Below are 12,855 nucleotides of genomic sequence, written 5' to 3' on the forward strand. Positions count from 1 at the left end.
TGTACGCCTCCCTCAGTGACAGCGCCGTCACGTTGCCCTTCGCGGCACGCCCACGCAGAAGAACGAACCGCGAGACCACTGAAAAGGGACGGACGCGCGTGGACCTGTTCGAGTACCAGGCGAGGGACCTCTTCGCCAAGCACGGTGTACCGGTGCTGGCCGGTGAAGTGATCGACACGCCTGAGGCAGCCCGCGAGGCGACCGAGCGGCTGGGCGGCAAGTCCGTCGTCAAGGCGCAGGTGAAGGTCGGCGGCCGAGGCAAGGCCGGCGGCGTCAAGCTGGCCGCCAACCCCGACGAGGCGGTCGCTCGCGCGACCGACATCCTCGGCATGGACATCAAGGGCCACACGGTCCACAACGTGATGATCGCCGAGCTGTCCCCGGAGATCGAGGCGGAGTACTACGTCTCGTACCTCCTGGACCGCACCAACCGCACCTTCCTCGCCATGGCGTCGGTGCAGGGCGGCATGGACATCGAGGAGGTCGCGGAGAAGACTCCCGAGGCCCTCGCGAAGGTCCCGGTCAACGCCGTCGAAGGCGTGAACATCGAGAAGGCCCGCGAGATCGTGGCCCAGGCGAAGTTCCCGGCCGAGGTGGCCGAGGGTGTCGCCGAGGCGATGGTGACCCTGTGGGACACCTTCGTCGCCGAGGACGCGCTCCTCGTCGAGGTCAACCCGCTGGTGAAGACCAAGGACGGCCGCATCCTGGCGCTGGACGGCAAGGTCTCGCTCGACGAGAACGCCGACTTCCGTCAGCCCGGGCACGAGGCGCTTGAGGACAAGGCCGCGGCCAACCCGCTTGAGGCGGCGGCCAAGGCCAAGGGCCTCAACTACGTCAAGCTCGACGGCGAGGTCGGCATCATCGGCAACGGCGCGGGTCTCGTCATGAGCACCCTGGACGTCGTCGCGTACGCCGGTGAGAACCACGGCGGCGTGAAGCCGGCCAACTTCCTCGACATCGGCGGCGGCGCGTCCGCCCAGGTGATGGCGAACGGCCTGGAGATCATCCTCGGCGACGCGGACGTCAAGTCCGTGTTCGTCAACGTCTTCGGTGGCATCACCGCGTGCGACGAGGTCGCCAACGGCATCGTCCAGGCGCTGCAGCTCCTCGCCGACAAGGGCGAAGAGGTCACCAAGCCGCTGGTCGTGCGCCTCGACGGCAACAACGCGGAGCTGGGTCGCAAGATCCTGTCGGACGCGAACCACCCGCTCGTGCAGCGCGTGGACACCATGGACGGCGCGGCCGACAAGGCCGCCGAGCTCGCGGCTGCGAAGTAAGGGACGAGGTCAGACACCACCATGGCTATCTTCCTCAACAAGGACAGCAAGGTCATCGTCCAGGGCATGACCGGCGCCACGGGCATGAAGCACACCAAGCTCATGCTCGCTGACGGCTCCAACATCGTCGGCGGTGTGAACCCGCGCAAGGCCGGCACGTCCGTCGACATCGACGGCACCGAGATCCCGGTCTTCGGCACGGTCGCCGAGGCGATGGAGAAGACCGGCGCCAACGTGTCCGTCCTCTTCGTGCCGCCGGCGTTCGCCAAGGCCGCCGTGGTCGAGGCGATCGACGCCGAGATCCCGCTCGCCGTCGTGATCACCGAGGGCATCGCGGTCCACGACTCCGCCGCCTTCTGGGCGTACGCGAATGCCAAGGGCAACAAGACCCGCATCATCGGCCCGAACTGCCCCGGTCTGATCACGCCGGGCCAGTCCAACGCCGGCATCATCCCGGGCGACATCACCAAGCCGGGCCGTATCGGCTTGGTGTCGAAGTCCGGCACGCTGACGTACCAGATGATGTACGAGCTCCGTGACATCGGCTTCTCGTCCGCCGTCGGCATCGGTGGCGACCCGGTCATCGGCACCACGCACATCGACGCGCTCGCCGCGTTCGAGGCCGACCCCGACACCGACCTGATCGTCATGATCGGTGAGATCGGCGGCGACGCCGAGGAGCGCGCGGCCGACTTCATCAAGGCCAACGTGACCAAGCCGGTCGTCGGCTACGTCGCGGGCTTCACCGCGCCCGAGGGCAAGACCATGGGCCACGCCGGCGCCATCGTCTCCGGCTCCTCCGGCACGGCCCAGGCCAAGAAGGAGGCTCTGGAGGCCGCGGGCGTCAAGGTCGGCAAGACGCCGACCGAGACGGCCAAGCTGGCGCGCGCCATTCTCGCCGGCTGACCTTCTGGTCTGCAGTTCTGTACGCGCGTGGGCCCGCACCCCTGGACAAGGGGTGCGGGCCCACGCGCGTATCACGGGACTCAGCGGAACTCCGGGACCAGCCGTTCCGGCCCGTGTGCGGGCTCTTCGAGCAGCTTCCGGTGGAGCTCCACGTCCTCGTCGTCGTGCCGCTGCGGGCCGCTGTTGAGGGGGACGTCGCCGATGCGCTGGCCCGGGGCGACCGGCGGGATGTAGCGGGTGGGCGCGGTGGAGAGCGTGAAGGCCGTCGCGCCGACGATGACGGCGGTCAGGGTGACGGCGGCGCGTGTCCAGACCCGGATGCGGCGCTCGCCACCGGTGCGCACGCGCCGGGGACCCGGCAGCCGGGTCACGGCCGGGGGCTCGGCGAGGGCGAGTTCGCCGATGCGCCGCCGCAGCAGCGCGGACAGCGCCTGCGGGGTGGCGGCCGCGGCGAGCTCCGGCACGTGCACGGCGACGGCCTCGCGGGCGTTCAGCAGCCGGTTCGCGGCGGCCGGGGTGCTGGCCTCGGTCTCGGCGGCGGTCTCGGGCAGGTCGAGGCCCAGGCCGTCGTAGAGCAGGAGCGTACGGCGGTACCGGGGCGGCAGGTCGAGCAGCGCGCGCAGCAGCGTACGGAGCTCGGGGTCGGCCGGGGGATGGTCGGGGTGCTTGTGCGCGCGGCGGAAGCGGTGCCAGGGGGAGAGGGCGTACTCGTGCGCCGCGGCCCGCACCCAGCCCGCCGGGTCGGCGTCCGTCGCGACCTCGGGCCACCGCTGCCAGGCGAGGTGGAACGCGCGCTCGACGGCCTCCTTCGCCAGCCGCCGCCGCCCGGTGAGCAGATACGTCTGCTGGACGAGGGCGGTGGAGTGGGCGGCGTAGAGCGCGTCGAAGGCGTCGCCGGGGGTGTCGAAGACGGGGCGGGCGGGAGGTGCGGGGGCGGGGTCCGGCGCGGCCACGTCCCGGGGTGTCACATCCGCTTCATCCGCCTCGTCCGCTTCATTCGCCTCGGCGGGGAGCGCGGGCGCGGCGGCGAGTGAGGGGACCGGCACCGGGGCGGGACAGTGGGCGTGGGCCGCGTCGTGGCGGACCGGGGCCGTGGCCGGGCGCTTGGCGGCGCGTTTCGCCGCGGAGCGGGGGCGTCGGGTGCTCAGGGGCTTGGCGGGCGCGCCGGGCTTCACGCGGGTGGTGTGCGCGCCGGGCCCGACGCCCGCATCCGTATCCGCGCCGGTGCCGGAGCCGGTGTCCGCGTCGGAGCCGGGGGGCGGGGCCCCGCCGGAGCCCGTGACCGGCCGTTCCTCCGGGGTCGGCAGGGGCGGCGGCGACATGGCGGCACCGGTGTCGGACGTGCGCTCTGTCATGAAGGGCTCCCAGGGCTCCCCGCGAAGGCCGAGACGGCCGTACCGCCCGCAGCCTTACCCCGAGCGGAAAAGAACATAAACGTATATTGGGCGACACGGCGGGCATTTTCCTGTTACGCGGAGAAAGCGCGTGTCGTTGGCAGCATGGCGGCGTGACACAAGTGACCGATCGCGGCCTGATGTTGCCGGCGGCCCAGGGCCGCTCGTCCGTGCTGGCCACCTGCGTGCTGCGCGGGGTGATGGCGGCGGGGCTGGGACTCGGCGTGCTCGCCGTGCTGGTGACGGTGGTGTGGATCAGCTCGCCCTACCCCGACAGCGGGCCCGGCGGCGCGCTGCGCTCCGCGGCCGCGCTGTGGCTGCTCGCCCATGGAACGCAGCTGGTCAGACCCGACACGCTCAGCGGCGTGCCCGCCCCGGTGGGGATCGTGCCGCTGCTGCTCGTCGGGCTGCCGGTGTGGCTGGCGTACCGGGCGGCGCGGGACGCGCTGTCGTACGAGGGCGAGCCGGAGCTGGGGTACGGCGACGACGACGAGGGGGCCGAGGAGGGCGGCGAGCGGGCGGCGCTGCCACCCGTGTGGGCTGCCTTCACGGCGGTGACCTGCGGATACCTCCTGGTGGGTGCGGCGGCGGTGCTGTACGCGTCCGAGGGGCCGCTGCCCGCCGCGCCCCTCAGCGCCGTGCTGCACCTGACCCTGGTGACCTCGGGCGCGGTGGGCGCCGGGCTCTGGACCGCGTATGGCCGTCCGCGCGCTCCGCTGCCGGGGTGGGTGCCCGGGCCGGTACGCCGGGTGCTGGTCCATCGTCGTACGAATACGGCTGTACGAGCCGGGTCGGCCGGGGCCGCGGTGCTGCTGGCGGGCGGGGCGCTGCTCGCCGGGACGGGGCTGGTGTGGCACGCCGGCGCGGCCCAGGACACGTTCCTGCGGCTGGCGGAGGACTGGCCGGGGCGGCTCGCGGTGCTGCTGCTGGCGCTGGCGCTGGTGCCGAACGCGGCGGTGTGGGGGGCGGCGTACGGGCTGGGGCCGGGGTTCCTGCTCGGCACCGGCGCGGTGGCGACGCCCCTCGGGGTGGCGGGAACGCCGGCCGTGCCGCACTTCCCACTGCTGTCCGCGCTGCCGGCCGAGCCGCGCGGAAGCTGGCTGACCTGGTCGGTGGCGGCGCTGCCGGTGCTGGCCGGACTGGCGGTCGGATGGTGGACGGCGCGGCGGGCGACGGGCGAGGAGGGGGCGTGGGGGCGCGGGGAGACGGCGCTGGCGGCGCTGTACGGGGCGGCGGCGTGCGGGGCGGCGCTCGCGCTCCTGACCGCGCTCTCGGGCGGCCCCCTGGGCTCGGAGCGCCTGGCGGCGCTGGGCCCGGTGTGGTGGCGCACGGGCGGGGCGGCGCTGCTGTGGACGGCGGGGGTGGGGGTGCCGGGGGCGCTGGGGTTGCGGTGGTGGTGGAGGCGGAAGGCGGCGGAGCCGCTGGCTTCGGGTGTGGTGCCGGAGCCGGTTTCGGGTGCGGCACCGGAGGGTGCGGCCGATGCGGCCGGGGCGCGGCGGTGGTGGTCGCGCCTTGCCTGGCGGCGTCGGAAGGGCGAGGTGGTGGAGTCGGGGGACCTGGAGCCGTACGACTTCCTGCCGGTGGGGGCGTGGCACGACAGCGGGGCGCGGGAGGTGCGGTGGGCGGCGCTGCGGGAGGCGTCAGGGGGGCTGATGCCGGACATCGCGGCGGGGGCTGGGGTGCCGGAGCGGCCGGTGGAGGCGCCGGTGGTGGGTGTACCCGTGGAGCCGGGGGTGCCGCCGGAGCCGGACGGGCTGCCCGAGGGTGTGGTGCTGCCCGAGCCGGGGCCGGAGGAGCGGGATGTTGCTGTACCGGGGGATCAGGGTGAACCCGGACCGGAGGGCTCACCCCTCCCCGAAGCCGAAGCCGAAGCCGAAGCCGAAGCCGAAGCCGAAGCCGAAGCCGAAGCCGAAGCCGAAGCCGAAGCCGAAGCCGAGGGCGAGCCCCCGGCCCCGGAGAGGCCCTAGCCGCGGCGGCCCACCCGCCTCGCGGCGAGCCGCCCCGTCAAGCCCCCGCCCCCGCCCCCACTCCTACTCCTTCACCCCGAACAACGGCTCCAGCGGCTTCGGCAGCAAGTCGTTGCATGCCAGGGAGCCCGTCTTCGTCAGGGCGTCGTCCACGCACGTGTAGTAGTCGCGGTACACGAGCTGCATCGTGAACGTCGCCGCCACGATCGACAGGGACAGGATCGCCGTCACCAGGCCCGTGACCGCTGCCGTCGTCTGGGGCTTGGCGGGGGGCGCGGGCGGGGCCGACGCGGGGTGGGCCGGGGTGGTCTCCGGGGGCTTCGGCTTGGCGCGGAGCGAGCTGATCGCCCAGTACAGCGCCAGGGAGCCGAGCAGCAGCGCGATCTCCGTCATGTCGAACAGGGCGAAGAAGAACGCCCACATGCCCGAGAGCAGCGCGTAGCGCGCCCGGCGCTGCGCCGGGTCCGTGGGGTCCCAGCGCAGGGTGGGGCCGGGCGGCGGGTTCTGGCCGGGGCCGGGCCCGGGGCCGGAGCCGCGCTCCGGGTCCTCGGGGCGGTTGCCGAAATCGCCCTGGCCGGCGCCGGGCTGGCGGCTGCTCCACTGGCTGCCCCAGGGGGACGAGCCGTCCGCCGGGCGGCGCGGGCGCCACGGCTGGTCGGGACGCCCCTCCGGCGGCGGCGCGAACGGATTGTCGTCGGCGGGCGCCCGGTCCGGGCCTTCGTCGGCCCCGGGACCGGCCTCGCCACTCGGCGTTCCGGGTGCGCCCCCGGTGCCGGATCCGTCGGCCCCGGCACCGGAACCCTCGCCCCGGGCCTCTTCTTCCCGCGCGCCCGTGGCTTCCTCCCGCCGCGACGGAGTCGGGTTCGTCGGGTCCGTCGAATCCGTCGTCGCGGGGGACTGGCGTTCTGCGAACGGCTGGTCGCGTCGGTCCGGCATCTGGTGAACGTCTTCCCCTCGGACCCCTGGCCAAGGGGGTCGCATTCGTCGAGCATTGAGGTCGAGTGTCAGGCGGGCTCCTGGCGGGTTCCCGCGCGGGGGTCCGGCCAGACGCTCGGCGTGCTCAAATCCGTGCTCATGTCCGTGCTCTTGTCGTCGTCTTGGCGCCGTCCGCGGACGGCGCCTCCCCAGACGCTACCTGCCGGGCCTGCCCCCGTCCCGTGGGGGCGGTTCGGTGTGCCGGTATCGTTGCTGACGGTCGGCGCATTCGTAGGGTTCCCCGTATCGAGGGGGGCGACTCGTTCGTACGACCATACAAAGGTGCGTCGCGGGCGGTCTCCGACCAGGCGCCAGGCCCCGCACGGCGGGGTGCACCGCACGCACCGGCACAGACCCACCACGCCTCACCCCGTACGCGAGAAAGGGCCCAGCCGTGGCCTCCCCGCCCCCCGCCGCCGCTCCGGCACGCCTCGTCGTGCTGGTCTCCGGATCCGGTACGAACCTCCAAGCCCTGCTCGACGCCATCGCCGCCGACCCGGACGGGTATGGCGCGCGGATCGTGGCCGTGGGGGCCGATCGGGGCGCGATCGCTGGGCTGGAGCGGGCCGAAAAGGCTGGTCTGCCCACCTTTGTCTGCCGGGTGAAGGATCACCCCACCCGGGACGCCTGGGACCTCGCGCTCGCCGAGGCCACCGCGGCGTACGCGCCCGACCTCGTCGTGTCCGCGGGTTTCATGAAGATCGTGGGGAAGCACTTCCTCGCCCGGTTCGGCGGGAAGGTCGTCAATACGCACCCCGCCCTGCTGCCCAGTTTTCCCGGCGCCCACGGCGTCCGTGACGCCCTCGCGTACGGCGCCAAGGTCACCGGATGCACCGTCCACTTCGTCGACGACGGCGTCGACACCGGCCCGATCATCGCCCAGGGCGTGGTCGAGGTCGGGGCGGACGACACGGAGGACGCGCTCCACGAGCGCATCAAGGAAGTCGAGCGAAGGCTGCTCGTCGACGTCGTGGGGCGGCTGGCCCGCGACGGATATCGCATTGAGGGACGAAAGGTTCTGTTGCCGTGAGTAGCAAGCGGGAGATCCGTCGCGCGCTGGTCAGTGTCTATGACAAGACTGGTTTGGAGGAGCTGGCTCGTGGGCTGCACGCGGCCGGCGTCGAGCTCGTCTCGACCGGGTCGACGGCCGGGCGCATCGCGGCCGCCGGGGTGCCCGTCACCAAGGTGGAGGAGCTGACCGGCTTCCCCGAGTGCCTGGACGGCCGGGTCAAGACGCTGCACCCGCGCGTGCACGCCGGGATCCTCGCCGATCTGCGCCTCGACTCGCACCGCGAGCAGCTGGCGGAGCTCGGCGTCGAGCCGTTCCAGCTCGTCGTGGTCAACCTGTACCCGTTCAAGGAGACCGTCGCCTCGGGCGCCTCCGCCGACGAGTGCGTCGAGCAGATCGACATCGGCGGGCCCTCGATGGTCCGGGCCGCCGCCAAGAACCACCCGTCGGTGGCCGTCGTCACCAGCCCCGAGCGGTACGCGGACGTGCTCGCGGCCGTCGAGAGCGGTGGCTTCGACCTGGAGGCCCGTAAGCACCTGGCCGCCGAGGCGTTCCAGCACACCGCCGCGTACGACGTGGCCGTGGCCTCCTGGATGACCAATGTGTACGCGCCGGAGGACGGCGCCGCACTGCCCGGCTTCCTCGGCGGGACCTGGGAGCGCAAGTCCACCCTGCGCTACGGCGAGAACCCGCACCAGGCCGCCGCGATCTACACGGACGGTCAGCCGGGCGGCATCGCCAACGCCGAGCAGCTGCACGGCAAGGAGATGTCCTTCAACAACTACGTGGACACCGAGGCCGCCCGCCGGGCCGCCTACGACCACGACGAGCCGTGCGTCGCGATCATCAAGCACGCCAACCCGTGCGGCATCGCCGTCGACGCCGACCTGGCCACCGCCCACCGCAAGGCCCACGAGTGCGACCCGCTGTCCGCCTTCGGCGGGGTCATCGCGGTCAACCGGCCGGTGACCGTGGCCATGGCCGAGCAGGTCGCGGAGATCTTCACCGAGGTCATCGCGGCCCCGGCGTACGAGGACGGCGCGGTCGAGGTCCTGGCGCGCAAGAAGAACATCCGCGTCCTCAAGGTCGACGGCACCCCGCACCAGCCCGGCGACCTCAAGCCGGTCTCGGGCGGCGCCGTGCTCCAGCAGACCGACGTGTTCCAGGCCGAGGGCGACGACCCGGCGAACTGGACGCTGGCCACCGGCGAGGCGCTCTCGGAGGCCGAGCTCAAGGAGCTGGCCTTCGCCTGGAAGGCGTGCCGGGCCGTCAAGTCCAACGCCATCCTGCTCGCCAAGGACGGTGCCTCGGTCGGCGTCGGCATGGGCCAGGTCAACCGGGTCGACTCGGCCAAGCTCGCCGTGGAGCGGGCCGGCGAGGAGCGCGCGCGGGGCTCGTACGCCGCCTCGGACGCGTTCTTCCCGTTCCCCGACGGTCTGGAGATCCTGACCGCCGCGGGCGTGAAGGCGGTCGTGCAGCCGGGCGGCTCGGTCCGCGACGAACTGGTGATCGAGGCCGCGAAGAAGGCGGGCGTGACGATGTACTTCACCGGCACGCGCCACTTCTTCCACTGATCGCGTATGCGAAAGGCCGCACCCCGGTGCGGGGTGCGGCCTTTCGCGCGGTGACGCGGAAGTGGCTCAGTAGCGCGGGCGGTTGAACCAGGCGCTGCCGTCGCGGGTCATCATGGCCGCCGCCATGATGCCGCCGAACGCGATCCACAGGAACGCCCAGATCAGGCCGCCCGAGGAGTCGTTGTTGGCGGAGCCGACGAGGGCCAGCACACCGACGACGGCGCCCAGGATGCCGTAGACCATCGTCGTGATGCGGACGCCCTGGCGGCCCCTGGACAGCCGTACGCCGAGCGTGATCGACAGCGCGGAGAGGCCGAGGAAGAGCAGCGCGATGACGACCATGATCCCGGCGGCGGCGTGGCCGATGTCACCGAACGGGGTGTCGCCGAAGGTGTCGTCCGCATCGTTCGACACGTCGTTGGCCGCGGCGCCGATGAAGAGGAACAGGATGCCGATCAGCACCTGGACGGCGCCCACGATGAACAGGAAGACGCGGGCGGTCTGCATCAGGCCCGGCATCTGCGGCGGCATCATCATGCCGCCGGGGTAGGCCGGGTAGCCGGGCTGCTGCGGGTAGCCGTACGGCTGCTGCGGCGGTACGCCCTGGGGCGCGGCCGGGTAGCCGTAGCCGGGCGGCGCCTGCGGCGGCGGGGGTGCCTGGCCGTACGGGTTGTTCGGGTCGCCGAAGCTCATGACGGGATTCCTCCGTTGTTCCGTGCGGGGACGACGCGGCCCGAGCGGAGGAAAGTTGGTCTGTGAGCGGTCCGCCCCCCGGCACTGCCCGCGGTACTGCGCAGATCATCGTTCTAAACAAGACATAAGTTTGTCCAGCCGGAAGCTGGATGTGTTGTGCAAGTGCAACTTGGGCGATCATGAGTCGCCCTGGAAGAATGGGAAACATGACCGCCCAGATTCTCGATGGCAAGGCCACCGCCGCAGCGATCAAGTCCGATCTGGCCGTCCGCGTGGCGGCCCTCAAGGAGAGGGGGGTCCACCCCGGTCTCGGCACCGTCCTGGTCGGTGAGGACCCCGCCAGCCAGAAGTACGTGGCGGGCAAGCACCGCGACTGCGCGCAGGTGGGCATCGCCTCCATCCAGCGCGAACTGCCCGCCACCGCCACGCAGGAAGAGATCGAGGCGGTCGTCCGGGAGCTGAACGAGGACCCGGAGTGCACCGGCTACATCGTCCAACTCCCGCTCCCCAAGGGCATCGACGAGAACCGGATCCTGACGCTGATGGATCCGGCCAAGGACGCGGACGGGCTGCACCCGACCAACCTCGGCCGTCTGGTGCTCAACGAGCCGGGCCCGCTGCCCTGCACGCCGTACGGGGTCATCCAGCTGCTGCGCAAGCACGGTGTGGAGATCAACGGCGCCGAGGTCGTGGTGATCGGCCGCGGTGTCACCATCGGGCGCACGATGCCGCTGCTGCTGACCCGCCGCTCCGAGAACGCGACGGTGACGCAGTGCCACACCGGCACCCGCGACCTCGCCGCCCATCTGCGCCGGGCCGACATCATCGTGGCCGCCGCCGGGGTGCCGCACCTGGTCAAGCCCGAGGACGTCAAGCCGGGCGCGGCCGTCCTCGACGTCGGCGTCAGCCGGGACGAGAACGGCAGGATCCTCGGGGACGTGCACCCCGGTGTCACCGAGGTGGCGGGCTGGATCTCCCCCAACCCGGGCGGCGTCGGCCCGATGACCCGCGCACAGCTGCTGGTGAACGTCGTCGAAGCGGCGGAGCGCGGCGTGGCCGCGAGCTGACCGGAAGGGATCTGGGCATGGACGCCGATACGAGTACGGGGGACGGCGGCACCGGCGGGGGCGACCCCGCCGAGCCGCCGACGAGCGGCGCCCAGCCGTCCCCGGGGGCCACGACGGGCAAGCCGTCCCGCAAGGGCTCCCGGCGGTTCCCCTCGGTCACGCGGGACACCGCGCGGCCCGAGGGCGGCGGGCGGGCGGCCTCCGGGGCCTCGCCCGCACCCGCGCGCCAGTGGCCGCTGCTGACCGTGCTCGGGTCGACGGGGCTCGGGCTGCTGCTCGTCTCCGTGGACCTGTTCCGGGTCGGGCTGATCATCATCGGCCTGGCCCTGCTGGCGGGCGGCGTGCTGCGCTGGATGCTGCCGTCGGTGGGCATGCTGGCGGTGCGTTCCCGGTTCACCGACATCACCACGTACGGCTCGCTCGGCGTCCTGATCGTGCTGCTCGCGCTGGTGGCGCAGCCCAGGCCCTGGCTGGACATCCCGTTCCTGGAGGACGCGGTCCGGTTCACCGTGCGCTGAGCGGGGCGCGGGTGAACGCCTGCGCGCCCCCGTGCGTACATCCGTACGTAAAACAGAACGGCGCCCGTCCTCTCCCCCGTGGGAAGACGGGCGCCGTCTGTCCCCCGTGGACGTAAGAGTCATGGACGCGCCAAGGCGGCTACAAGGGAAGCCGGAGGCCTGTGGCGCGGAGGTGACCGTTCCGCAACTGTGTGTGCGTCGGGCAACAGCCGCCCCCGGGCGGCGGGGGCCTTGGTGACGGCACCCCGCGCCGATGGGAGGATGGGGGCCTAACAGGGACCAAGGGCGCGTCGGGGGGCGGCACGGTCCCGGGGGTGCATCGGGCACGTATGGGGGGACAAGGGGGAAGCACATGCCTCGCTGGAAGGCGCTGCCGGAAGAACTCGACCCGCAGGTCAGGGAGTTCGCGAGCCAGCTGCGCAGGCTGGTCGACCGCAGCGGACTGAGCCTCGCGGCGGTCGCCGACCGCACCGGCTACAGCAAGACCTCGTGGGAGCGCTATCTGGGCGGACGGCTGCTCGCGCCCAAGGGCGCGATCGTCGCGCTCGCCGAGGTCACCGGCACCAATCCCATCCATCTGACCACCATGTGGGAGCTGGCGGAGCGGGCCTGGAGCCGCGCCGAGATGCGCCACGACCTGACCATGGAGCAGATCCGGATATCCCAGGCGCGGGCGGCGCTCGGCGAGTTCGGCCCGGCCCCCGGGGGCGGCGGGCCGCAGAGCCCGGTGTCCCAGCGCGCCGAGCCGCTGCCGACCGCGCCCCGGCCGTCCGGGCTCGGTGTGCCCGTGGCCGAGCCGGGCGCGGGCCGACGCGTGCCGCCGCAGGGCCCGAACCGGGGTCCGGGCGGCGGGGACGGCCGGGGGACCGGCGGGCGGCGCAGACTGGCGATGTTCGTGGCGGGCGTCGTCGGCGCGCTGCTCGTCATCGCCGCGGCCGTGCTGCTCACCGATCTGGGTGGCGGCAGCGACGACAAGGCGGCCCCGACGCCCTCGCCGACGCCCAGCACCTCGGCGCCCTCGCTGCCCGCGGGAGTGAAGTGCGCCCGCGACAGCTGCACCGGGCAGGACCCGGAAGTGATGGGGTGCGGCGGCGCGTTCGCCAAGACCGTGTCGTCCGCGAGAATCGGCGCCACGCTGATCCAGGTCCGCTACAGCCAGACCTGCCAGGCCGCCTGGGCCCGCATCCAGCAGGCCGCGCCCGGCGACAAGGTGCAGATCAGCGCGGGTACCACGGCGGGCGGGTCCGGGACGGTGGACGCGGACAAGGAGGCGTACACCAAGATGCTCGCGGTCGACGGCCCGACGTCGGCGAAGGCGTGCGCGACCCTCGTCTCCGGCAAGAAGGGCTGCACGGTACGGCAGTGAGCCGCCCGGAGGACGGGGTGAGGCGTCCCACAGGGGGGTGGGGGTTCGAGGTGGTCGGGGTCGGATAGCCTGACCGCTGGATGTCTCTTCACGTCAAGATTCAGTTCGG

Annotated in this window: 11 protein-coding genes; 8 read left to right on the forward strand and 3 right to left on the reverse strand. The window is 72.8% G+C overall.

All coding sequences use genetic code 11. From position 1 onward, the window contains the following. The first annotated feature begins 98 nt into the window (after window positions 1–98). Together sucC and sucD are read left to right on the forward strand one after the other, a co-directional pair. A complete protein-coding gene (gene sucC / locus OG965_RS24955) occupies window positions 99–1,277 on the forward strand; it encodes an ADP-forming succinate--CoA ligase subunit beta (protein WP_371654279.1) in 1,179 nt (392 codons plus the stop codon). Window positions 1,278–1,298: 21 nt separating this feature from the next. Beyond that, on the forward strand, window positions 1,299–2,183 hold the full coding sequence (gene sucD, locus OG965_RS24960; protein WP_371654280.1) for a succinate--CoA ligase subunit alpha: 885 nt from the start codon (window positions 1,299–1,301) through the stop codon (window positions 2,181–2,183). Between the two features lie 80 nt (window positions 2,184–2,263). On the opposite strand, the gene OG965_RS24965 is transcribed toward sucD, so the two are convergent. After that, window positions 2,264–3,538, reverse strand: coding sequence for a sigma factor-like helix-turn-helix DNA-binding protein (locus OG965_RS24965; RefSeq protein WP_371654281.1), 1,275 nt, complete (start codon window positions 3,536–3,538; stop codon window positions 2,264–2,266). A 152-nt stretch (window positions 3,539–3,690) separates the two neighbouring features. Here OG965_RS24965 and OG965_RS24970 point away from each other — a divergent pair, with 152 nt between their 5' ends. Further along, window positions 3,691–5,544: a DUF6350 family protein gene (locus tag OG965_RS24970; RefSeq protein ID WP_371654282.1), complete on the forward strand. Its 1,854-nt coding sequence runs from the start codon at window positions 3,691–3,693 to the stop codon at window positions 5,542–5,544. Between the two features lie 63 nt (window positions 5,545–5,607). Here OG965_RS24970 and OG965_RS24975 read toward each other — a convergent pair whose 3' ends face one another. Beyond that, window positions 5,608–6,480, reverse strand: coding sequence for a hypothetical protein (locus OG965_RS24975; RefSeq protein ID WP_371654283.1), 873 nt, complete (start codon window positions 6,478–6,480; stop codon window positions 5,608–5,610). A 433-nt stretch (window positions 6,481–6,913) separates the two neighbouring features. Between OG965_RS24975 and purN the strand changes: the two genes are divergently transcribed. Then, entirely contained in the window at window positions 6,914–7,549 is a 636-nt protein-coding gene (gene purN / locus OG965_RS24980; RefSeq protein WP_371654284.1) for a phosphoribosylglycinamide formyltransferase, read from the forward strand. Then, on the forward strand, window positions 7,546–9,102 hold the full coding sequence (purH, locus tag OG965_RS24985) for a bifunctional phosphoribosylaminoimidazolecarboxamide formyltransferase/IMP cyclohydrolase (RefSeq protein WP_371654285.1): 1,557 nt from the start codon (window positions 7,546–7,548) through the stop codon (window positions 9,100–9,102). Before purN ends, purH begins: the two co-directional genes overlap by 4 nt. Before the next feature lie 66 nt (window positions 9,103–9,168). Here purH and OG965_RS24990 read toward each other — a convergent pair whose 3' ends face one another. Next, window positions 9,169–9,795: a DUF3824 domain-containing protein gene (locus OG965_RS24990; RefSeq protein ID WP_371654286.1), complete on the reverse strand. Its 627-nt coding sequence runs from the start codon at window positions 9,793–9,795 to the stop codon at window positions 9,169–9,171. 206 nt (window positions 9,796–10,001) lie between these two features. On the opposite strand from OG965_RS24990, the gene OG965_RS24995 reads away from it, so the two are divergent. From OG965_RS24995 to OG965_RS25005, 3 genes are all read left to right on the forward strand, one after another. Then, window positions 10,002–10,862 (forward strand): bifunctional methylenetetrahydrofolate dehydrogenase/methenyltetrahydrofolate cyclohydrolase, encoded by an 861-nt coding sequence (locus OG965_RS24995; RefSeq protein WP_371654287.1) that lies wholly within the window; start codon window positions 10,002–10,004, stop codon window positions 10,860–10,862. 17 nt (window positions 10,863–10,879) lie between these two features. Then, the gene (locus tag OG965_RS25000; RefSeq protein ID WP_371654288.1) at window positions 10,880–11,380 is read left to right on the forward strand and encodes a DUF3017 domain-containing protein; all 501 of its coding nucleotides are present in this window, start codon (window positions 10,880–10,882) and stop codon (window positions 11,378–11,380) included. A 352-nt stretch (window positions 11,381–11,732) separates the two neighbouring features. Continuing rightward, window positions 11,733–12,746: a DUF2690 domain-containing protein gene (locus OG965_RS25005; RefSeq protein WP_371654289.1), complete on the forward strand. Its 1,014-nt coding sequence runs from the start codon at window positions 11,733–11,735 to the stop codon at window positions 12,744–12,746. Window positions 12,747–12,855: the final 109 nt, after the last annotated feature.

The sequence above is a fragment of the Streptomyces sp. NBC_00224 genome (assembly GCF_041435195.1).
Lineage (GTDB): Bacteria > Actinomycetota > Actinomycetes > Streptomycetales > Streptomycetaceae > Streptomyces.